This is a genomic window from Nocardia yamanashiensis, assembly GCF_021183565.1.
Taxonomy (GTDB): domain Bacteria; phylum Actinomycetota; class Actinomycetes; order Mycobacteriales; family Mycobacteriaceae; genus Nocardia; species Nocardia yamanashiensis.
On sequence record NZ_CP089226.1, the window covers coordinates 1,478,153 to 1,498,029 of the forward strand.

Annotated in this window: 20 protein-coding genes; 10 read left to right on the top strand and 10 right to left on the bottom strand. The window is 69.5% G+C overall.

From position 1 onward, the window contains the following. Nucleotides 1–15: 15 nt before the first annotated feature. Complete coding sequence (locus tag LTV02_RS07025; RefSeq protein ID WP_233039126.1) at nucleotides 16–1,254, bottom strand: serine hydrolase domain-containing protein; 1,239 nt, start codon at nucleotides 1,252–1,254, stop codon at nucleotides 16–18. Between the two features lie 137 nt (nucleotides 1,255–1,391). Further along, nucleotides 1,392–2,789, bottom strand: coding sequence for a right-handed parallel beta-helix repeat-containing protein (locus tag LTV02_RS07030; protein ID WP_233039128.1), 1,398 nt, complete (start codon nucleotides 2,787–2,789; stop codon nucleotides 1,392–1,394). A 176-nt stretch (nucleotides 2,790–2,965) separates the two neighbouring features. Here LTV02_RS07030 and LTV02_RS07040 point away from each other — a divergent pair, with 176 nt between their 5' ends. The 3 genes from LTV02_RS07040 (at nucleotide 2,966) to LTV02_RS07050 (ending at nucleotide 5,452) form a co-directional block, all read left to right on the top strand. After that, entirely contained in the window at nucleotides 2,966–3,811 is an 846-nt protein-coding gene (locus tag LTV02_RS07040; protein WP_269821611.1) for a helix-turn-helix transcriptional regulator, read from the top strand. A 78-nt stretch (nucleotides 3,812–3,889) separates the two neighbouring features. Further along, nucleotides 3,890–4,654: a glucose 1-dehydrogenase gene (locus tag LTV02_RS07045; RefSeq protein ID WP_233039129.1), complete on the top strand. Its 765-nt coding sequence runs from the start codon at nucleotides 3,890–3,892 to the stop codon at nucleotides 4,652–4,654. A 36-nt stretch (nucleotides 4,655–4,690) separates the two neighbouring features. Further along, nucleotides 4,691–5,452: a hypothetical protein gene (locus LTV02_RS07050; protein WP_233039131.1), complete on the top strand. Its 762-nt coding sequence runs from the start codon at nucleotides 4,691–4,693 to the stop codon at nucleotides 5,450–5,452. A gap of 13 nt (nucleotides 5,453–5,465) precedes the next feature. Here LTV02_RS07050 and LTV02_RS07055 read toward each other — a convergent pair whose 3' ends face one another. Together LTV02_RS07055 and LTV02_RS07060 are read right to left on the bottom strand one after the other, a co-directional pair. After that, a complete protein-coding gene (locus tag LTV02_RS07055; RefSeq protein WP_233039132.1) occupies nucleotides 5,466–6,014 on the bottom strand; it encodes a YdeI/OmpD-associated family protein in 549 nt (182 codons plus the stop codon). A gap of 38 nt (nucleotides 6,015–6,052) precedes the next feature. Continuing rightward, nucleotides 6,053–6,595 carry a YaeQ family protein gene (locus LTV02_RS07060; RefSeq protein ID WP_233039133.1) on the bottom strand — a complete coding sequence of 181 codons (543 nt, stop codon included), beginning with the start codon at nucleotides 6,593–6,595 and terminating at the stop codon, nucleotides 6,053–6,055. 110 nt (nucleotides 6,596–6,705) lie between these two features. On the opposite strand from LTV02_RS07060, the gene LTV02_RS07065 reads away from it, so the two are divergent. Next, nucleotides 6,706–7,638, top strand: coding sequence for an endonuclease/exonuclease/phosphatase family protein (locus LTV02_RS07065; protein ID WP_233039134.1), 933 nt, complete (start codon nucleotides 6,706–6,708; stop codon nucleotides 7,636–7,638). A gap of 2 nt (nucleotides 7,639–7,640) precedes the next feature. On the opposite strand, the gene LTV02_RS07070 is transcribed toward LTV02_RS07065, so the two are convergent. The 3 genes from LTV02_RS07070 to LTV02_RS07080 all read right to left on the bottom strand — a co-directional run bounded on the left by LTV02_RS07070 (nucleotide 7,641) and on the right by LTV02_RS07080 (nucleotide 10,262). Then, a complete protein-coding gene (locus LTV02_RS07070; RefSeq protein ID WP_233039135.1) occupies nucleotides 7,641–8,651 on the bottom strand; it encodes an FAD-dependent oxidoreductase in 1,011 nt (336 codons plus the stop codon). A gap of 188 nt (nucleotides 8,652–8,839) precedes the next feature. After that, nucleotides 8,840–9,238 (bottom strand): hypothetical protein, encoded by a 399-nt coding sequence (locus LTV02_RS07075; RefSeq protein ID WP_233039136.1) that lies wholly within the window; start codon nucleotides 9,236–9,238, stop codon nucleotides 8,840–8,842. A gap of 196 nt (nucleotides 9,239–9,434) precedes the next feature. Then, nucleotides 9,435–10,262: a TIGR02452 family protein gene (locus LTV02_RS07080; protein ID WP_233039137.1), complete on the bottom strand. Its 828-nt coding sequence runs from the start codon at nucleotides 10,260–10,262 to the stop codon at nucleotides 9,435–9,437. A gap of 106 nt (nucleotides 10,263–10,368) precedes the next feature. Here LTV02_RS07080 and LTV02_RS07085 point away from each other — a divergent pair, with 106 nt between their 5' ends. The 5 genes from LTV02_RS07085 to LTV02_RS07105 all read left to right on the top strand — a co-directional run bounded on the left by LTV02_RS07085 (nucleotide 10,369) and on the right by LTV02_RS07105 (nucleotide 14,631). Next, nucleotides 10,369–10,731, top strand: a complete 363-nt coding sequence (locus LTV02_RS07085; RefSeq protein ID WP_233039139.1) for an ACT domain-containing protein — start codon at nucleotides 10,369–10,371, stop codon at nucleotides 10,729–10,731. Between the two features lie 231 nt (nucleotides 10,732–10,962). Next, a complete protein-coding gene (locus tag LTV02_RS07090; RefSeq protein ID WP_067713198.1) occupies nucleotides 10,963–11,340 on the top strand; it encodes a BlaI/MecI/CopY family transcriptional regulator in 378 nt (125 codons plus the stop codon). A gap of 231 nt (nucleotides 11,341–11,571) precedes the next feature. Next, nucleotides 11,572–12,036 (top strand): putative copper homeostasis (lipo)protein LpqS, encoded by a 465-nt coding sequence (gene lpqS / locus LTV02_RS07095; protein WP_233039140.1) that lies wholly within the window; start codon nucleotides 11,572–11,574, stop codon nucleotides 12,034–12,036. Nucleotides 12,037–12,136: 100 nt separating this feature from the next. Then, complete coding sequence (locus tag LTV02_RS07100; RefSeq protein WP_233039141.1) at nucleotides 12,137–13,261, top strand: PLP-dependent cysteine synthase family protein; 1,125 nt, start codon at nucleotides 12,137–12,139, stop codon at nucleotides 13,259–13,261. Beyond that, nucleotides 13,258–14,631, top strand: coding sequence for an MFS transporter (locus tag LTV02_RS07105; RefSeq protein WP_233039142.1), 1,374 nt, complete (start codon nucleotides 13,258–13,260; stop codon nucleotides 14,629–14,631). Before LTV02_RS07100 ends, LTV02_RS07105 begins: the two co-directional genes overlap by 4 nt. Before the next feature lie 100 nt (nucleotides 14,632–14,731). Here LTV02_RS07105 and LTV02_RS07110 read toward each other — a convergent pair whose 3' ends face one another. After that, nucleotides 14,732–15,733, bottom strand: a complete 1,002-nt coding sequence (locus LTV02_RS07110; RefSeq protein WP_233039144.1) for a M56 family metallopeptidase — start codon at nucleotides 15,731–15,733, stop codon at nucleotides 14,732–14,734. Nucleotides 15,734–15,860: 127 nt separating this feature from the next. Next, a complete protein-coding gene (locus LTV02_RS07115; protein ID WP_233039151.1) occupies nucleotides 15,861–16,826 on the bottom strand; it encodes a helix-turn-helix transcriptional regulator in 966 nt (321 codons plus the stop codon). A gap of 61 nt (nucleotides 16,827–16,887) precedes the next feature. On the opposite strand from LTV02_RS07115, the gene LTV02_RS07120 reads away from it, so the two are divergent. Continuing rightward, nucleotides 16,888–19,149 carry an ATP-binding cassette domain-containing protein gene (locus tag LTV02_RS07120; protein WP_233039154.1) on the top strand — a complete coding sequence of 754 codons (2,262 nt, stop codon included), beginning with the start codon at nucleotides 16,888–16,890 and terminating at the stop codon, nucleotides 19,147–19,149. On the opposite strand, the gene LTV02_RS07125 is transcribed toward LTV02_RS07120, so the two are convergent. Beyond that, a complete protein-coding gene (locus LTV02_RS07125) occupies nucleotides 19,146–19,808 on the bottom strand; it encodes a molybdopterin-dependent oxidoreductase (RefSeq protein ID WP_233039156.1) in 663 nt (220 codons plus the stop codon). The two genes, LTV02_RS07120 and LTV02_RS07125, sit on opposite strands and share 4 nt — an antisense overlap. Nucleotides 19,809–19,877: the final 69 nt, after the last annotated feature.

A 19,877-nucleotide genomic window follows, 5' to 3' on the forward strand; every position in this document is an offset into this window, starting at 1 on the left:
CGGCGGCCCGCCGGTTCAGGCCGCGCCCGCCGTGCGCCGTTCGCTTTCGGCCGCGGGCAGCCGGGCGGCCTGCACCGCTTGATACGCCAGCGCCACCATCAAGGTCATGTCGACGGCGCTCCAGCCCAGCGACATTCGATTGTGCACGAACCCGATCGACACCCCCGAATGCGGATCGGCCCAGCCCATCGACCCGAAGGCGCCCATATGCCCGTATCCGCGCGGCGCCCTGGGGGACGGGAAGCTGTGGTAGCCCAGATGCCAGAACGGCACCACCAGACTGCGATCGAGCTGATAGGTGCGAATGCGCTCGAGCTCCCGCACCGTCCTTGCCGACAGATACAGCTTGCCGTCCACGATGCCGTCGCACGCCAGCGCGCCGTACATCTTGGCCAGCGCGGGCGCGGTGCACACCGCATTGCCCGCGGGCAGCGCCGTATTCAGGATGGACGGCTGATCACCCCGGAAGATGCCCTCCAGGCCCGGCAGATAGATCGAGGCCAGCGGTGTGCGCACCGCGCGCGGCAACCGTGGCACCAGGCCCGCCACCGGCGCCGGAATACTGCGCTCCGCAAGGGTTTTCACCGACCCGACCAGATCCGCCGCGCGCGTGCGCGCCCCGGCCGGCGGCCGCCCCAGATGAATCCCGTCGATCCCCAGCGGCTCGGCCACCTCGGTCCGATACAGCTCCGCCATATCCTTGCCGGTGATCGCCCGCGCCAGCCCCGCCATCAGCCATCCGATGGTGAGCGCGTGATAGATCGGCTTCCCCAGCAGGTGATCGGGTTTCGCCGCCGCCAGCCGCTCCTCCATCAGCCGATGATCGAGAATCTCGTCCGGCGTCGTACCGGGCAGCGCCGACAGCCCGGCCCGGTGACTGAGCAGCTGCGTCACCGTGATGCCCTGTTTCCCATTGGCCCCGAACTCCGGCCAGTACTCCGCCACCGGCGCGGCGTAGTCGAGCAGCCCGCGATCCGCCAGCCGATGCAGCACGGTGGCCGAGACACCCTTGGATGCCGAGTAGATCATCGCCCCCGTATCGGCGGTCCACGGCGTCCCGACCGCGTCGGCCGACCCGGCCCACACGTCCACTACCGGCTCCCCGTGCACGTAAACCGCGAGGGCCCCGCCGTTTCCGCTGCGCCCGGCGAACAGGCGCGCGAAAGTCCGCACGGTGGAATCGAATCGAGGGTCGGCGTTGCCGCTCACCCCGGCGGGAAGCTCGCCCACGCTGGCGGCTGCGAATGCGTTCATCGATCCACGGTAACCGTGACGGCACGCCCCGGACAATAGGTGTCTGAGACAGATTTCCCGGCCGCTTCCTGGTCCGGTGAACGATGAATCGCCTGTGGGCCCGCGGAGTCGGCTGGTGCCGGCCCGGGCGGACCGGGTCAGCTCTGCCCGGTCGCCGCGATCCAGTCCGCGGTGGTGGTGAACCGGCGGTCGCTCCAATCGATGACCGGGCGACGGGAATGGAAGGTGTTCGCCCACAGGGCGATACCGTCCACGGTGAAGTCCTGCGCTAGCAGCAGGGGTGCGTCGTCCCTCGCGGTGAGCACATTGTCGTGCACCACCACTCCGCCGAGCGTGCCCGCGATCCGCAGGGCGGGCGGCGTGTGCGCCGCGGACCCGCCCATGGTCACCGTATTGCCGTGCACTTCGGCATCGAACACCCCGGTCGCCGACGCCGGCCCGGCCAGGCCGCCCAGAATCGTGATGCCGCCGTAGCGGCCGCCGCGACGGCCGTCGTCGACCGAGGCATTGAACCGCACCACATTGCCGAAGTTGGCCCGGTTCGCGGCGGCGCTGAACAGCAGAAAGCCCGGACCGTCGTTGCTGTAGGAAAGATTGTGCTGCAGAACGCAATACGAGGTGTTCTGGTCCAGATCGAACCCGCCGCCGGCGACGCCGCCGGTGCGATTGTGATGGGACACATTGTGTTCGATCACCACCTGGGTCGAATCGTAGGTCCAGATGCCGTACTGCCCCGCCACCGCCCGCGCCCCGTTGCCGTAAGCCACCGAGCCGCTGATCCGGCCGCTGGACACGCTGCCCAGCACGATGCCGCTGCCGGTGTTCACCGTCGCCGCCGGATCCCCGGTATTGCCGAACGCGGCCACCTGCGAGACGGTGACGTCGGTATTGGCGTAGACCGGTGCGGCCGCGTCGAATTCGGGTCCGTAGGTGGTCACGCCGGCGGCTGTATTGCCGTGCGCCGTCACCCTCCGCACCGTCACCGCGTGATAGCCCGCGTCGTGACGGGTGGTGCCGATCGACACCCCGTTGCGGAAGCCGCTGACCTCGAGATCCTCGATCACGATGCCGGACGGGCGGGTTCCGGGCCGGTCGGTGTACACCGCCACCCCGTCGGCCGCGCCGCCCGCCCCGACGACGGTCAGATCGCCGATGCGCACCCCGCCCGTGTCCTGCACCAGCACACCGGCCTCGGTGCTGCCGTCGATGGTGGCGCGTCCCGAACCGTACGAGCCGATCCACACCGGCCGCCGCTCGTCCCCGGCATCGGCCGCGCCGAGCCGCAGCGTTCCGGTGAACACGTCACCGCCGCGCAGCAGCACCCGCTCGCCCGGCGCGAGCGGCCGCCGGGTCACCCGATCCAGCGTCCGCCACGCGGTAGCGGGCGTGCGGCCGTCGGCGGCGTCGTCACCGTCGGCGCCGAGGTAATAGGTGAGCCGAGGATCGCCGCTCTCGATCGGCGGGTCGAAACCCTTCAGTGTCACGATCGCCAGCACAACAGCGGCGACGAGCGGCAGGCGCCGCGACTCGATCACTGTCCCATCACAGACCGGCTAATTTTCGGCAATGGGAGACGCGGTAGCCGCCGGTGCCGCGGGTTCGACCATCGCCGGCACGCGATCGGAAGTCTCCGGAGCATGCCCGAACAGCCGGGCCGCCACCGGGCGCGGCCGGAGCGGAAACTACCCCCACGGCACTGTTACCGTTGCTCATGACCAGCGACAGCCTGTCCCGCCGCCGGGAGGAGCTCAAGGATTTCCTGCGCACGCGCCGGGCGCGAATCACGCCGGAAGCGGCCGGAATTCCGGTGTCGGGGCGGCGGCGCACGCCCGGGCTGCGGCGCGAGGAAGTGGCGGTACTGGCCGGGGTGGGCGTGTCCTGGTACACCTGGCTGGAGCAGGGGCGGGATATCACGGTGTCGGCGGAGGTGCTCGACGCGGTGGCGCGGGCGCTGCGGCTGACGGAGGCGGAGCGGGCGCACCTGTATGTGCTGGCGGGAATGAATCCACCGGTGGTGGAGAGGCCGGCGCGCGCGGAGGTGACGCCGGAGATCCGGTCGCTCATCGATGGCTGGGGGCAGCGGCCCGCGGTGCTGCGGGATCGGTATTGGAATGTGCTGGCCTACAACGACATCGCGCGGTCGGTGTTCGGGTATGACAATTCGCCGCAGAACTGCCTGATCAACTTCTTCACCAATCCGCGCTATCGGGCGATGGACGAGGTGTGGTCGGCGGCCGCGCCCGCGGTGGTCGCCGCGTATCGCGCGGATTCGGGGCGGGCGCCCGATGACGCCGAATTCGGCAGGGTGACAGCGGATCTCGCGGCCGAGTGCGCCGATTTCGCCGCGTTGTGGGCGCGGCACGAAGTCGGGGTGCCGGTCAGTGACGTGAATGCGCTGCGGCATCCGGAGGTGGGTGAATTGACCTTCGTGGCAACGACTCTCACCCTCGCCGATCATCCGGCCTGGCATCTGGTGCTGTACGCCCCGAAGCCAGGGACCGGTACGGAGGCGCGGCTGGAGGGGTTGCGGCGCCTCCGTCTGGCGCCGCCGGCCTGACAGGGCTCAGGGTGGTGGTGCCACACCCACCATAAACACGCACTGTTTGCCGCCTCGGCGTCTCGGCAAGCTGAAGCCATGACGCACAACAGCACTCGATTCGACGGCAAGATCGCACTCGTCGCCGGCGGCACCAGCGGGATGGGCCTGGCCACCGCGCACCGGTTGCGGGCGGAAGGCGCGACGGTGATCATCACCGGTCGTGACAAGACCCGCCTGGACGCGGCGGTGGAGCAGCTGGGGGAGGGGGCCGTCGGAATCGCCGGCGACGCTGCCGATCTCGACGACCTCGACGATCTGGTGAACGCGATCCGCGAGCGTTTCGGCCGCCTCGATGTCGTCTTCGCCAATGCCGGCATCGGCGCCTTCCAGCGCTTCGACACCGTGACCGCCGCCGAATTCGATCGGGTGGTGGACAGCAATTTCAGATCGGTGTTCTTCACCATCCAGAAGACCCTCCCGCTGCTGCCCGATGCGGCCGCCATCGTCATCAACGCCTCGTTCGCCCTGCACCGCGGCGTCCCGGCCGCCGCGCTCTACTCGGCCACCAAGGCGGCCGTGCACAATCTGACCCGCACGCTCGCGGCGGAATTGGCTCCCCGGCGGATTCGCGTGAACTCGGTCAGCCCCGGCTACACCGACACCCCGGCCTTCCGCGCCGAAACCACCGCGGCGGCCCAGGCCGCGATCGCCACCACCGTGCCCGCGGCCCGCATCGGCCGATCCGAGGACGTCGCCGCGGCGGTCGCGTTCCTCGCCTCCGCCGAAGCGTCCTACATCAACGGCTCGGACCTGCTCGTCGACGGCGGCCTGATCGCCGCGATCCCGGACGAAATGCTCTGATCCGGTAGCGTCGCGACCGCGAGACGGGAGAGCGGCATGTCGATGCATCTGATCGAGGATCTGGTGGAGGGATCGATCCGGGTCCTGCACGCGGCCGCGCCCGCCCGCGATCGGGGCGTGCGGGACCGGATCGCCGAGCTGTACCGCTTCCAGGGCGAATTCGATTGCTCGCTCACGTATTTCCGGGTGATGGACATCCTGGTGGAGCGCGGATTCAGCCACCGCCTGCCCCTGGACGCGCACCCGGAGTACGCGCAGCGCCGCGATTTCTTCGATGGGCTGCGCGAATTCACCGCCCTGTCCGAGTTCGGCAACGCGGCCGGTGAGGCGTCCGGCGAACATTCCGACGAAGCGTACGACGAAGACTCCGACGACGAGTACGACGAACAGTACGACGAATCGCGCTGGCTGGATGAGGGTTACGTGGAGCCGCCCCACCTGTACTGCGATACCGGCACCGGCCTGTGGAAACAGCTCGTCGCGACCGGGAAACTGGTGGGCGACAGCGCCGAACCCCTGCGCTCGGTCCCGCTGCCGGAGGTGGTGCTCGAGGTGGCCCGCGCCGCGGAGCGCGCCGGGGATATCGAGCTGATCGCCCTCTGGCATGCGCTGGGCTGGCACGCCCTGCTGGGCCCGGCGACCTTCGACGACCCGCGCGATATTCCGGCCCTCAGCGAGATCCGGGACATCGCGCTGCGCTCGGGTGCGGCATCCTTCGACCTGCCGTCCGGGTTCCGTCCGACACCCGGCTTCTTCGCCGAGGACGAACTGGAACTGTGGTGGCTAGGCGAGTCGTGAACGGCCGTACGGTTCAGGACGTTTCGAGCGCCGCGAGCGCCTTGGCCAGCCGATTCGAGCGCGTTTTGTCGGTACGCGCGCGCAGCAGCTCCAGCACGATCGCGTACTGCCCGGTGCGGTCCAGCGCCTCGAACGCCGCTCGCGCCCGCGGCTGCCTCGATAGCGCCTCTTCCAGGTCCGGCGGCACCGTGAACGTCCGCTGCGACGGATAGGCCGCCGCCCATCGCCCATCGGCTCGGGCAGCCGCCACTTCCGCCAGTCCCGGCGCGCGCATCCGCCCGGCCGCCGTCAATTCGGCGACCTTGTCCACATTCACCTGCGACCAGTGGCTGCGCGGGCGTCGCGGCACGTACTTCTGTAGATAGAACCGTTCGTCGAAGCCCTTGCGCTGGCCCGAGATCCAGCCCCAGCACAGACCGACGTCGACGGCCTCGTCCTCGGTGAGCGACGGAATCCCCGAGCCTTTCTTGGCCATCAAAATCCAGACGCCTTCGGCCAGGCCATGATTGGACGCCAACCAGCTGTCGAAGGCCGCCGCATCGGCGAAAGGCACCGGTTCCATGCCTAGAGCATCGCAGACCCCACCGACAAGCCGGCGAATCAGGCCAGCCGGTGTTCCTCCACGGCCGCGCTCACTCCGGTCCCGTTGACATCGAGGAACAGGAGCCGTTCGGTGATCGACAAGGTGACGGTATTACGGCGGTCGATGGCCGCCACCGCGGTGTCGATGAACTCGCGGTCGAAGCTGTACACCGGAATCGACTCCGCGCGATGGATCTTCTTCCCGGTCAAGGCCGCCACCACCTTCACCGGATCCCGATGCGTGTACACCGCCACCCGATCCGCCAGCTTGCTGCCCCGATGCACCCGATCCGAATCCGGCGCGCCCACTTCGATCCAGCCGGTGACCCGCCCGGTGAGATCCCGCACCAGCACGGCGGGTTCATCGGTCGAGGACACCCCGCCGTCGCTGAAGGTGATCCCTTCCTCGTATTCGAGGCAGTACGCCAGCAGCCGGGTGAGCATGAACTCGGCCGTCTCGGAGGGATGCCGCGCGACCCGCAGTTCCAGCTCCTCGTACACGCCGCGATCGACATCGGCGAGGTGGACGGTGAAGTGGTGCAGGGTTGCGGAGAGGGCCATAAGAGCAGGAGCCTAGAGCAACCGCTCGGGCCGCCCGCACCCGGAACATCCACAAGATCTTCACGATTCCGGCGTGAATTCGCCCCGCCGGCCCCGCTACCGTGAGGCCGATGCGATGGAAGACGATGCGGTGGAAGCCGATTGCGGCCTGGTCGGCGGTCGTGCCCGGCACGGTCTGGGCCGTGATCAGGATCGCCGGCCTGGACTCCTGGTACCCGATGGTCCAGCTGATCGCCTTCACCCCGTACGTGACCGTCCTCGCCCTGCTGCCGCTCGCGCTCACCCTGTTGCTGCGGCAGCGAATCGCCGCGGTGGTCGGTCTCGCCGCCGTGATCGCCCTGGCCGCATGCGTGCTCCCGCGCTGGTTCGCCGACAGCGACCCGATCAATGGCGCGAAAGGCGCGGACCTGCGCGTCCTGTCCGCGAACGTCCTCGAGGGCACCGCCGATCCCGTGCAGCTGGCCGCCCTGGCCGCCGACGTGGATATCGTTGCGGTGCAGGAGCTCACCCCCGCCTTCGCGACCGCCTTCGCCGAGCATTTCCCGTACGCGGTGAGCTATCCCGCGGCGGGCGTCGGCGGTTCCGGCATCTTCTCCCGCCTCCCGATCCGCGACGCCGGCCTGCGCCACAACCCGTGGGGCTTCACCCAGGCCATCGCCGAACTACCGTCCGGCGTCCTGATCGAATCCGCCCACCCCGCCGCCCCGTGGGGCCGCGAAGCCGTCGAACCCTGGCGTGAGAGCTATCGCCGCCAGCCCGCCGCCACCCCGGACGGCGCACCGCGCATCCTCCTCGGCGATTTCAACGCCACCCTCGACCACTCCACCCTCCGCACCCTGCTCGACTCCGGTTACCGCGACGCCGCCAGCGTGCTCGGCAGGGGCTTCACCGGCACCTGGGGCCCCTACGACGGCGACCCGATCCCGGCGGTCACCCTCGATCACGTTCTGGCCGACCGCCGCATCGGCATCCGCGACCTGCGCGTCCTGGACCTGCCCACCTCCGACCATCGCCCGGTCCTGGTTACCCTCGTCCTCCCGTAGGCCTACCCCGCACTGCGGCGCATGGCCGCCCTCGCCTGCGCGCGATCCGCCAGGATCCGTTGCCGCCGTTCGGCCATCGCGGCGGCGGGGGAGGAGCCGGTGGTCACCGCCTGGAAGACGGCATGGGCGTCCTCCAGAGCATCCCGCGCGCCCACCCCTGCCGCGGGCGTGATCGCATGATCGGCATCCCCGATCAGCAGCACCGAATCATTCGGCGCGGCAGCATCTTCCAAGGGCACATTGCGCGCATTGCTGACATGGACCGCATCGGTCGCCCCCAAGAACGTCTCCAGCAGTGCCCGATTCGCCGGCGTAGCCGCGAGAATGTCCTCGGCCCATTCGTCTATCGGCCGCAACCCGAGATCATCACCCCCGGTGAGCGCCGGCCGGGGCAGCCGCACGAACCACAGCGCGGCCGGATCGCCGGGCCGCCAGATATGCCCCAATGTGCTCACCGGCGGTCCGGGCGCGGGCATTTCGGCGAAGAAGTGCAGCGTGGCGGGCGCGGTCGGCAGCTCCACCGGCACCGTTGTCATGCCGTACAGCACGACGTCGCCCGCGTATTCGGTGACGCGCTCGGGTTCGATGCGGGCCCGTACGGTCGAATCGATGCCGTCCGCCCCGACGAGCAGATCGTCACCGTATCCATCGACATCGGCAATGCCCGTCCCGTACTCGGCCTTCACGCCGGAGTCCGCGACGAAATCGCCCAGCATGCCGATGAGATTGCGCCGCAGCCAGAATCGATGCCCTCGCCCGGTGGTGGTACCGCGCCGCCCGAGTCCGTTCGCATACGACAACCCACCCGTGACCGGATACGACGCCGCGTCGATCGCCTCCTGCGCGACCCCGAGCTCGGTCAGCGCGTGATGCCCGCGATCGTCGATGAACAGGAACGCCCCGCCACCGGAACCATTCGATTGCCGCTCGTACAACGTCACCGGAAGGCCGCGCCGCGCCAGCCCTCCCGCGAGCGCGGATCCGGCAATGCCTCCGCCGATTACAGTCACCATGCCTCGAACCTCCTGGCTCCACACCGAGTACGGGTCAGCGAGCTGCCCGGCGCCCCGGGCGAAATCACGGCTCCCTTCAATAATGCGGAGCCGAAGCGGAATTCGGGGCCAGGTCGGGTTTCGCAGGCGTGGTCCGCCTGTTCCGCGCGGATGTCGAGCCCTCCGCGCGGGCGGGGGAGTGGGGTGAATCAGGAAGAGAGCGTGCTCGATCCGGTGCCCAGCACGCTGGAACCGTTGCTCGATCCGCTGGATCCGGTGGTGGTCGTGGTGGTGAGCGTCCACGTTCCGCAGCCGGCGGTGTAGAACGCGACGTCGGTGGCCTTCACCTCGACGGTGACCTTGCCGTTCACGGCCCCGCCGGTCTGGAGGATGGCACTCGCGTCCTCGGTGATGGCCGACAAACGTGCCCACACGCATACGCTGGCGGCCGTCGTGGTCGTGTAGGTGCCGGGCTTGATATCGACGCCGACCTTGAAGGTGGCGTCGTGATCCATCACCCCGCTGAGGGACGCCGAAGCAGTACCGGCGGTGCCGAGCACACCGGCGGCCACGAGCGCGATGCCATTGAGCCACAGGGATTTACGCATGATGTAGAACCTTCACAGCCATTTGAAACGTAAGTGTTTCACGGCAGGGTAGCGGCAGCGGCCGCGCGGCGGTGGTGTTTTCGCTGGACGTACCCATCGGCATTTGCGGATATTGCGATCTATGCATGAAAATCGCGCGTGTTCAACCGTCGGAAAGGAAAGACCGCCCGGACGAGCCGGGCGAAATGATCGTGGATCAATGGAAAGCCGCAGCGCCGAATCGGGATTCGAAGGCCGCTCGATTGGCGGAGATGGGGGAGCGATCCCACACCGCGAAAGTGACGTGGTCGAACGCCGCTCCGTTGGTGCGCAACCCCTGGTCGAATGCCGCGGCGACTTCGGCGGGATCATTACGGAACACGCCGCATCCCCAGGCTCCGAGCACGAGCGTCCGGACCTCATGACGCGCGGCCACCGCGAGCACCCTGGTGGCGCGCTCGATCAGGATCTCGGCCACGGGTACCGGCACGCCGTCGTTGCGCAGCGCCAGCTGTCCGGCGTTCGGCGCCGGCGAGGTGAGGAACGACAGCGGGAACGGCTGGGCGGCAAGCTCGCTCCGTTCGTCCCGGATGACCGGCACATCGGGGGAGTAGATCACGCGATGGCTGTAGCGCAGATCGCTCGAGGCGCGATGCGCGGCATAGTAATCGGGCGCTTCGAGCAGTGATCGATACAGCAGCGCACTGCGGCACAGGTCCTCTTCCTGGGCGCGCGCACCGCCGAGGTATCCGCCGCCGGGATTACGCGCGGAAGCGAAATTGAGCACCGCGATGGCGGTCCGTCCGTCGCGGTGCAGTCGGCGCGCCGCTTCGATGCTGCCTTCGGCGGTCACTTCCATGGTCCCGGTGAAAGCTCCGGTGCGGCCGCCGCTTACGTCGTCCTCGGGCGCGTAGGACACGGTTCCGGCGCGGGCCGCGGCCAGCTGCGCGCCGATCTCGACGAGCAGTCCCGCGGAGGTCCGATAGCTGCCCGCGTCGGCGATCCGCTCGTTCTCACTGGCGATTTGTTTTGGGCTCGTAGTCATTCCGCAGACCCTACGGCGCTCGCTCTCGACCGTCACGCGAATTTTAGTCGCGAGGACCAATTCCCGGCTGCCGGGTCGAATCCCCACCCGCGCCTACGATGACCGCATGGGCACCAGTCAGCGTTTGCGCATCGTCCCGTCGCAGTTCGCGGTCGAGCATCTGCCGAACTCCACCTTTCCCGAAGACGACGAATGGATCGCGCTGGTGCGAGCGCCCGAGGGGCTCACCGTGATTCGCGAGGCCCCGGCCTGGGCCGAGGGCGAGATCTGGAAGGGGTTCTACGGCGACGGCTCGCACGGCCTGGAGCAGCCGGGCATGCTGGCCGCGCTGGTCGGACCGCTGGCGGAGTCCGGCATTCCGGTCTTCGTCGCCTCGACCTATCACGCGGACCTGGTGCTGGTGCCCGGCCATCGGTTGCCCGAGGCGTCGGACGCGCTGCGCGACGCGGGCCATCGAATCGCTGATTGACCCGGATCGGCCCGCGGTGCGCCTCGATTCGCCGCTCCGGTTGCGGCCGCCGCGTCTCCGGGGCACGATAGTACTGTCTACGTACGTAGAGCGTATATGAGGGAACGTTCCGTGTCGTAGACGGCGGCTTGAGCCTGTCCAGACGTCCCCCTACGATCGGGTACCACTACGCACCGGAACGTGGCCCGGGAGCGGATGACGGCCGGGCCGTGAGGTGAGGAGACGTGGAACATGGCTGCTGCACGAGGCTTCGGTGACCTGGAAACGGTCGTCATCGAGCGCATCTGGGACCGAGCCGAGAAGACGACGGTGCGCGAGGTCTTCGACGAACTCGCCGCCGAACGCGATATCGCCTATACGACGGTGATGTCGACGATGGACAATCTGCATCGCAAGGGCTGGCTCGAGCGCGAGCGGGTCGGCAAGGCGTACGCCTACTGGCCGACGCTGACGCGCGAGGAGTACAGCGCCCGCCTGATGCGTGAGGCGCTGGGGAGCGGCGGTCGTTCCGAACTGGTCCTCGCGCATTTCCTGGAGCAGATGAGCGCCGAGGAATCCGAGGGCCTGCGCGCCGCCCTGCGCCGCATCTCCCGCTCCAAGCGCGGCTAGCGCTCGCTCCCCGTATACCCGCACCGGCGCGCCGGTGCGGGTAATTCGCTGTCCGGCTGCCGGTGTGCGACACGCGGACGAGATGTGGTCTGCGACACCCGGTCCGAACCCCCGCAAGTACGTACCCGGATAGTAGATTGTGTCGGGACGGTGTCGGTGGCATGGCAACGCTGTGTACTCCGCCCGCGAAAGCGACGCACGGTCGGGCGGATTCGAGGCGGGAGGTGCGAGATGGCGGCAGGCCGGGGCGCGCCGCGCCGGCACACCGTCCTGGTCTCGGGCCTGCTGATCGCCCTGCTGGTGGTGGCGGCGATCGCGGACTGTGTGCTGTTGCGCGGGGAAAGCCATCCGCACACCGCGATTCGGGTCGCGCCCAGCGTGCCGGCGGCGAGTCCGACCCCGCCCGCGGTCGTGCACGGCCACCCCGCGACCGTGCACGCGATCACCGTGGTGAAAGGTCTCTCCGGTGCTGCCGAGGACTGCGGTCCGCACCTGTGGCACTGCCTGAAGTCCGCCCTGCCCACCGAATCGACGGCTCAGATCGCCGTGCTCTCGCCGTGGGTGCTGCTCGCCTTCCTGCTCCCGGTCCTCGCCGCGGCCGCCGCGGCGGCCACCGAACGCGGCCCGCCCGGACCGTGGTCTGCCGTCGTCAGCGGCCGAATGCTGCTGACGCGCTTGTGTATCGCCCGACGCTGATCGGTCAGCGCCAGGCCGCCGCGGTATGCGCCGGCCGGTGTCCACTGCCCGCGCACGTCCGGCCGCCCGCGTGGCGGTTTCGATACAGGAAGCGACAGTCATGGACAAAGTTGTGCTCGACGAACTCACCTCGCTGCCCGGCGGCCCGGTGGTCGCCGCCCCCGGCGCGGCCCGCCGCCTCGGCGCGCTGGTCGGCAATACCCCGGTGCTGTGGGTCGGGGAACCCCTGGCCCCGGCCGGTCGCGGTTTCTGGGCCAAGCTCGAGGGCTTCAATCCCGGCGGTATGAAGGACCGGCCCGCCCTGCACATGGTGCGCCGCGCCGAGGAACGCGGTGACCTGGCGCCCGGCGCGCGCATCGTGGAATCCACCAGCGGCACTCTGGGTTTGGGTTTGGCGCTGGCCGGGCTGGTGCACCACCATCCGGTGACGGTGGTGACCGATCCCGGTCTGGAACCCATCGTGGCCCGTATGCTCGCCGCGTACGGCGCGCGGGTCGATCTGGTCGCCGAACCGCATCCGGAGGGCGGCTGGCAGCAGGCGCGCCGCGACCGGGTGGCCGAACTGCTGGCCGCCGAACCCGATGCCTGGTGCCCCGACCAGTACAGCAATCCCGACAATGTGGATGGCTACGAATCCCTTGCGCTGGAACTGATCTCGCAGCTCGGCGGCGTGGACGTGCTGGTGTGCGCGGTCGGCACCGGCGGGCATTCGGCGGGTGTGGCGCGGGTGCTGCGTGAGTTCGAGCCGGGCTTGCGGCTCATCGGCGTGGACACCGTGGCCTCCACGATCTTCGGTCAGCAGGCGGGTACGCGGCTGATGCGCGGCCTGGGCTCGAGCATCTATCCGCGCAATGTCGACTACGGCGCCTTCGCCGAGGTGCATTGGGTGGCGCCGGCCGAAGCGGTGTGGGCGTGCCGGGCGCTGGCCGCCAACTATCACGCCAGCGGCGGCTGGAGCGTCGGCGCGGTGGCGTTGGTGGCGGGCTGGGCGGCGCGCACGTTCGCGCCCGGCACCCGGATCGCGGCCGTGTTTCCCGATGGGCCGCACCGCTATTTCGACACGGTGTACAACGACGCGTACTGCGCCGAGCACGGTCTGCTCACCACCGCCGCGCCGGACGCGCCGGACACCATCGATCATCCGGGCGAGCGTCAGGTGACCCGGTGGACCCGCTGCGCCACGGTGCTCGATCCGAGCGGAGCGGCCGCGGAGCGCGCCTCGTGAGCGTGTGGGCGCGGTTCCGGGGCTTCGACACCGCCGCGCGCCTGCTCATGATCAACCAGTTCGGCATCAACCTGGGCTTCTACATGTTGATGCCGTATCTGGCCGGATATCTGGCGGGCCCACTGGGTTTGGCGGCGTGGGCGGTCGGGCTGGTGCTGGGGGTGCGGAATTTCTCGCAGCAGGGCATGTTCCTGCTCGGCGGCACGCTCGCGGACCGGCTCGGCTACAAGCCGCTGATCGTGGCCGGATGTCTGTTGCGCACCGGCGGTTTCGCGCTGCTGATCTTCGCCGAGTCCCTGCCCGGATTGCTGATCGCGTCGGCGGCAACGGGTTTCGCCGGCGCCCTGTTCAATCCGGCGGTCCGCGCCTATCTCGCGGCGGAAGCGGGTGAGCGCCGGGTGGAGGCGTTCGCGGTGTTCAACGTCTTCTATCAGGCGGGCATTCTCGCCGGTCCGCTGGTCGGGCTCGCCTTGCTGGCGGTGGATTTCCGGATCGCGGCGGGCGCGGCGGCGGTGGTGTTCGCGGTGCTCACGGTGGCGCAGCTGGGTGCGCTGCCCGCGCGTCGCGCCGCCGCGCCGGACCGTCCGGCCTCGGTGCTCGAGGATTGGCGCACGGTGGTGACCAATCGGCGGTTCATGGCGTTCGCGCTGGCCATGATCGGCTCGTATGTGCTGTCGTTCCAGGTGTATCTGGCGCTGCCCTTGCAGGCGGAATACATCGCGGGTGCCCGCGCGCAGACGCTCACCTCGGCCATTTTCGTCATCTCGGGCGTGGTCGCGGTGGCCGGGCAGTTGCGGATCACCGGGTGGTTGCGCGAGCGCTGGGGGACCGGGCGCAGTCTGGTCGCGGGCATGAGCGTACTGGCCGCCGCGTTCGTGCCGCTCGCGATCATGCCGGGTCCCACGGTTTTCGGGCCGCCGGTGGCGATCGGCGCGCTGCTGCTCGCGGCGGCGCTGCTGGCGGTGGGTACGGCGGCGGTGTTCCCGTTCGAGATGGACACCGTGGTGTCGCTGTCGGGAAATCGGCTGGTGGCAACGCATTACGGCTTCTACAACACGGTGGTCGGGGTCGGGATCCTGGTCGGCAATCTCGCCACCGGCGCTGTGGTCGGCGCGGCCCGCTCGGCCGGTGTGGAGTGGGCGGTGTGGGCGGGGCTCACCGCCATCGGCGTGCTCGCGGCCATTGCGCTGTACCGGCTGGATAAGCGGGGCCTGCCCGTTACGGCCGTTCCCGAGGGCTTCGATCCGGTGACGGACCGGCTTCCCGTGGTGGTGGCCGCCGGGCCCGGGCGGCATCGCCGGATCGACCCGGATCCGCCGACATTGCCGTTGGGGCGGCTGGTCGACTATCCGACCCGCCCGAGGCGTTGAGCGGCGGGAAATGGCGTTGAGCCGCGGGAGATGAGGAACCGGGTCCGGCTACGGCCGGACCCGGTCTCGTTCCGAACTCGTTGTCCGCGTTCCGGATTCCTCAGTCGCCCGGCAGTGGTTCGCAGATGGCCAGCCCGACCGCGATCGACAGGATCGACGCCAGGGGAATGAGCGTGGCCGCGGCCAGTGCGGCGGCCAGCGTGACCCGGGCACGCGTCCGGTGCAGCACCGCCGGCGGCGCGACGAGCCGCTCCAGGCGCGAGGCCAGCGCCGAGGGGGTGGTCCCGAACGCGGCGGTGGTATCGCCGCGGTCGGCGCTGGCCGCGTCCATGTCGGGATTGGCCGCGTCGGAGAAGGTCACGAGCGCGGCGACGACGGTGGGCCCGCCGTGGATGCGGGCCGCGGCGTCATCGGCGATCATCTCCAGCAGCCGCGCCACCTCGGTCGCCCCGGTGGTGAACAATCGCAGCCGTGGCGCGACCCCGGCCAGTCCCCGGGTGAGCGCCAGGATCAAATGGTGACGCCCGGTCAGATGCGCGCGTTCGTGCGCCAGCACCGCGTCGAGATGATCGTCGTCGAGGGCGGTGAGCGCGCCCCGGCTCACCACCACCGTGTGTGGTTTCCCCGCAACGTAATACGCGGCCGGCTCGTCGACTTCGAGCACGACCGCGTCGAGTTCGGGATGATGCCGTCCCGCCATCCGCGCCAGCCGGGCGTGCGCGTGCGTGGATCGCCGCGCGCGCACCAGCGCGTGCGCCAGCCGCACCGCCGTCACCACGGCGGCGATGGCGGCCGCGGTGGACAACAGCAGCAGGCTCCACTGGATCGGCCACCCGTAGCCGCCGACCGCGGCATCGTGCAGATGCATCAGGCAGCTGTCCATGAACCGTTGCGGCACCGAGGAGAGCTGATGGGTGAACAGGTCGATGAGCAGGATCGCGAACGCCCCCACCCACGCCAGCACCGTCGATCCGATCGCGCTCAACCAGGCCGCGACGGCGAATCGGGGAGCCGCCCCGCTCTGCCCGACCTGCAGCAGCAACCAGGGCGCGAGCACCGCGACCACGAATCCGTACAGGGCCAGACAGGCTGCCACGCTCACCGGCCCACCCCCCGTTCCCGGAGTTCACCAGCGCAGTCGTTTCCCACGATCGCCGGTACGTCCGGTCGCATCGATGCTCCTCCCGTTGGCAGTGCCCGGAGTTTACGGACCTTTCCTGAGTGGACCCTTACCGACTTGGCAAACCCGCTCGAAGAAACCGTTCGCCCAGCTCGCGGGCACGGGTGCGGAATTGGGGCGGCTCGTCGATGTGGAAGTCGGCGTGCAGGAACGCGATATTGAGCACCAGCCATTCGAAGGAATCGACGTGGGTGAGGATCCGGCAGCGGTCGCCCGCGAGGGGTTCGATCTCGCAGTCCTGGAACTTGAGGCGGTCGGCGACGAGCGCGGCGGGCGCGGCCACGGTGAGCACGGCGCGATGGCGGGGCGCGGTGAGTTCGGCGCGCAGATAGTCGGCGGCGGATCGGTCCGGGAGCTGCCGGGGCGTGAAAGGTGCTGCCGTGGTTTCGATTTCGCTGATCCGATCCAGTCGGAAGGTGCGCCAGTCCGCACGGTCGACGTCCCAGGCCAGCAGATACCAGCGCAGGTGCAGATGCACCTGGCGATAGGGCTCGACGCGGCGACGGGAGGTGTCGCCCGCGGCGGCGGTGTAGTCGAAGGTGACCAGTTCATGGTGCGCGGCGGCCAGGGCGAGGGTGGCGAGGGCCTCGGGATCCACCAGCGGCGTGGGTTCGGGGGCGGCCTCGAGGGTCTCGCGCAGCGCGGAAACCCTGGGGCGCAGACGTTTCGGCAGGAACTGGTCGAGTTTGCCGAAGGCCCGGTCGGCCGCCACGCCGATATCGCTGCGCTGGTCGCCGGTGGTGGCGCCGAGCACGGTCAGCGCGACCAGGGTCGCCACGGCTTCGTCGTCGTCGAGCACCAGCGGCGGCAGCGTGCGTCCGGCCACGAGCTGATAGAAGCCGCTGGGTCCGGGGCGGGTGGTGACCGGGTACCCGTAGTCGCGCAGCCGCTCCACATCGCGCCGGATCGTGCGCGGGCTGACCGCCAGCCGGGCCGCCAGCTCCTCGCCGGTCCAGCGGCGGCCGGTCTGCAACTGGGTGAGCAGGTCGAGCATGCGTCGGGTGACGTCGGGCATGCCTCCAGAATGGCCGAAATCGCGGTCAAAATGTGGCCGCAATCGGCTCTAGCGTCGAAGTATGAGCACTGCACGCAAGCCATCCGCCCCGCCTGAGCGGGCCATACGCATTCGAGCGGCGCGCACCAACAATCTGCGCGGGATCGATATCGAGGTGCCGCGCAATCGCCTCGTCGTATTCGTCGGGGTGTCCGGTTCGGGGAAATCGTCGCTGGTTTTCGACACCATCGCCGCCGAGGCCGGGTATCAGGTGAACGAGACCTATCCGCCGTTCGTCCGCAATCGGCTGCCGCGCTGGAGCCGGCCGGAAGTGGACACCATCGAGGGACTGTCGCCGGTGGTGGTGATCGATCAGAAGCGGCTGGGCGGCAACGCGCGCTCGACGGTCGGCACCATCACCGACACCTACAGCTATCTGCGATTGCTGTTCTCCCGGGTGAGCGAGCCGTATGTCGGTGAGTCCAGCCACTTCTCGTTCAACGATCCGGCGGGCATGTGCCCGACATGTTCGGGGCTGGGGGAGACCGTGGCCACCGATGTGGATCGGATCCTGGATCTGGATCGCTCGCTCGCGGACGGGGGAATCCTGTTGCCGGGCTTCGGGAACGGGCAGTACTGGTATCGCCAATACGCCGATATCGGCAGCTTCGACGCCCACACACCGCTGCGGGACTGGACCGCGGATGAGCGGCGGGCGCTGCTGTTCGGCGGGGAGGCCGCGGCCCGGCTGGGTACGCGCCCGCCACAGGATTACGAGGGCGTGGTGGAGCGCTTCGAACGCATCTACCTGCACACCTCCGATCAGATGTCCGAGCGCAAACAAGCTGTGCTGCACCGATTCACCCGCGCGCAACCGTGCCCGGACTGCGGCGGGGAACGGTTGAACGCGGCCGCTCGCACCGCCCGGGTGGCCGGTCACACCATCACCGAACTGACCCGGATGGAGATCGACGACCTCGCGGTGATCATCGAGCAGGTGCGCGAGCCGGCGGTCGCGCCCGTGGTTTCGGCGCTGCGAGAGCGGCTTTCGGCATTGACCGGCATCGGGCTGGGATATCTGTCGCTGGCCCGGCCCACCGCGACGCTGTCGGGCGGCGAATCGCAGCGCATCAAGACGGTGCGGCATCTGGGCAGCAGCCTCACCGAAATGCTGTACGTGTTCGACGAACCCACCGTCGGGCTGCATCCGCACGACGTGCGCGCCATGACGGCATTGCTGCATCGGTTGCGGGACAAGGGCAATACCGTGCTGGTGGTCGAACACGACCCGGATGTCATGCGCATCGCCGACCGGATCGTGGAACTCGGGCCCGGCGCCGGTGCGGCCGGGGGAGAGGTGGTGTTCGAGGGCGGATTCGAGGACCTGGTCCGCGCGGACACCCTGACCGGGCGCGCCTTGCGGCGGCGGCGTCGCGAGCACAGCCCGCGCCCGGCGCGCGGCAAGATCCGGGTCGCCAACGCCACCCGCAACAATCTCGGCGGCATCGGCGTCGATATCCCCGCCGGGGTGCTCACCGCCGTCACCGGGGTGGCCGGTGCGGGCAAATCCAGCCTGATGGCCGAACTCGTCGCCCAGCATCCGGCGACCATCGTCGATCAGCGGCCGGTCACCACCAACCGCCGCTCCACCCCGCTCACCTACACCGGGATCGCCCCGGCCGTGCGCAAACTGTTCGCCAAGCGAAACGGCGTGCGGGCCACCTTGTTCAGCGCCAACTCCGAGGGCGGCTGCCCGGCCTGCCACGGGCTGGGCGTCATCTACACCGATCTGGCGTTCATGGAGGGCCAGGAACTGGTGTGCGAGACCTGCGGCGGCAGCCGGTTCACCGACGAGGCGTTGAGCTACACCGTCGACGGGCTGACCATCGCCGATATCGACGATCTCACCATCGACGAAGCGGCCCAGCGGCTTCCGGATCCCGCGATCGCGCGCGCGTTGCGGCACGTCGCGCAGGTCGGTCTCGGCTATCTGCGCCTGGGGCAGTCGCTCACCACCCTCTCCGGCGGCGAATGCCAGCGGCTCAAGATCGCCCGCGAGCTCACCGAGACCACCGCGCCGACGCTCTACATCCTCGACGAACCGACCACGGGCCTGCACCTTTCGGATATCGACACGCTGCTCGAGGTGCTGGGCACGCTGGTGGCGCACGAGCACACGGTGATCGTCGTCGAGCACAATCCCGATGTCATCCGCCGCGCCGACTGGATCATCGACCTGGGTCCCGGGCCGGGGCGGCACGGCGGACGCATCCTGTTCGAAGGCACGCCGCAGGAGCTGGCGGCCCGGACCGAATCGAAAACCGGTCGCGCCCTGCGTGATTAGCCGCGACTGCCCAGGGCGCTGAGCCGGCGGATCGGCGCGATCAGCGCCCGGTAGACCGGCCGCACCACTCGTCCGGGCAGGAGGCGGTGGCGTTCCTCCCGCCACACCCGCGCCCGCCGGTGCCCCGCGATCGGCGACCATCGATCCGGATCCGGCGGTGCGGCGGTGAGAAATTCGATGCGGCACAGATGCTTGGTGCTGATGAACCCGTACTGGCTCGGGCTCACCAGCCGCAGCGGCGCCCCGTGATCGCTGTCGAGGGGCGCCCCGTCGAGCCGATCGGCGATCAGCACATCCGCGCCCAGCGCGTCCTCGAGCAGGACGACCGAGCGATATCCGTCCAGTCCCTGGAACACCACGTGACTGATCGGCGCGCCCGCCGCCACCAGCGGCTCGACCTGGGCGCGGTACAGCTCCCCGAACCCGTGCCCCTCCCACTTCAGTCCGACGGCCGACCAGCCTGCCACGCAATGGAAGTCGGCCGCCTGCTCCCGGCGCGGCAGCTGCGCCAGCTCGGCCATCGACAGCCGGAGAGGCTCCGTCAGCGCGCCGCCGATCTCGATCGCCGGATCCTCCGGCACGGGCGGCGGCGGATGGTGCAGATGCGTCCCGAACCGCGGAAACCCTTCGGCGGCACGCTGTCCCGGTGGAAGTGTCATCACAACCCCCTCGTCTCGCAGTGAACCTTCGATATAGAGCATACCTTCTAAATCGGGGCGTGCGCCGAT

Coding starts and splice junctions, on each gene's coding strand:
- LTV02_RS07025 (WP_233039126.1), bottom strand. CDS start 1,254: ATGAACGCATTCGCAGCCGCCAGCGTGGGCGAGCTTCCCGCCGGGGTG.
- LTV02_RS07040 (WP_269821611.1), top strand. CDS start 2,966: ATGACCAGCGACAGCCTGTCCCGCCGCCGGGAGGAGCTCAAGGATTTC.
- LTV02_RS07045 (WP_233039129.1), top strand. CDS start 3,890: ATGACGCACAACAGCACTCGATTCGACGGCAAGATCGCACTCGTCGCC.
- LTV02_RS07050 (WP_233039131.1), top strand. CDS start 4,691: ATGTCGATGCATCTGATCGAGGATCTGGTGGAGGGATCGATCCGGGTC.
- LTV02_RS07055 (WP_233039132.1), bottom strand. CDS start 6,014: ATGGAACCGGTGCCTTTCGCCGATGCGGCGGCCTTCGACAGCTGGTTG.
- LTV02_RS07060 (WP_233039133.1), bottom strand. CDS start 6,595: ATGGCCCTCTCCGCAACCCTGCACCACTTCACCGTCCACCTCGCCGAT.
- LTV02_RS07065 (WP_233039134.1), top strand. CDS start 6,706: ATGCGATGGAAGACGATGCGGTGGAAGCCGATTGCGGCCTGGTCGGCG.
- LTV02_RS07070 (WP_233039135.1), bottom strand. CDS start 8,651: ATGGTGACTGTAATCGGCGGAGGCATTGCCGGATCCGCGCTCGCGGGA.
- LTV02_RS07075 (WP_233039136.1), bottom strand. CDS start 9,238: ATGCGTAAATCCCTGTGGCTCAATGGCATCGCGCTCGTGGCCGCCGGT.
- LTV02_RS07080 (WP_233039137.1), bottom strand. CDS start 10,262: ATGACTACGAGCCCAAAACAAATCGCCAGTGAGAACGAGCGGATCGCC.
- LTV02_RS07085 (WP_233039139.1), top strand. CDS start 10,369: ATGGGCACCAGTCAGCGTTTGCGCATCGTCCCGTCGCAGTTCGCGGTC.
- LTV02_RS07090 (WP_067713198.1), top strand. CDS start 10,963: ATGGCTGCTGCACGAGGCTTCGGTGACCTGGAAACGGTCGTCATCGAG.
- lpqS (WP_233039140.1), top strand. CDS start 11,572: ATGGCGGCAGGCCGGGGCGCGCCGCGCCGGCACACCGTCCTGGTCTCG.
- LTV02_RS07100 (WP_233039141.1), top strand. CDS start 12,137: ATGGACAAAGTTGTGCTCGACGAACTCACCTCGCTGCCCGGCGGCCCG.
- LTV02_RS07115 (WP_233039151.1), bottom strand. CDS start 16,826: ATGCCCGACGTCACCCGACGCATGCTCGACCTGCTCACCCAGTTGCAG.
- LTV02_RS07120 (WP_233039154.1), top strand. CDS start 16,888: ATGAGCACTGCACGCAAGCCATCCGCCCCGCCTGAGCGGGCCATACGC.
- LTV02_RS07125 (WP_233039156.1), bottom strand. CDS start 19,808: ATGACACTTCCACCGGGACAGCGTGCCGCCGAAGGGTTTCCGCGGTTC.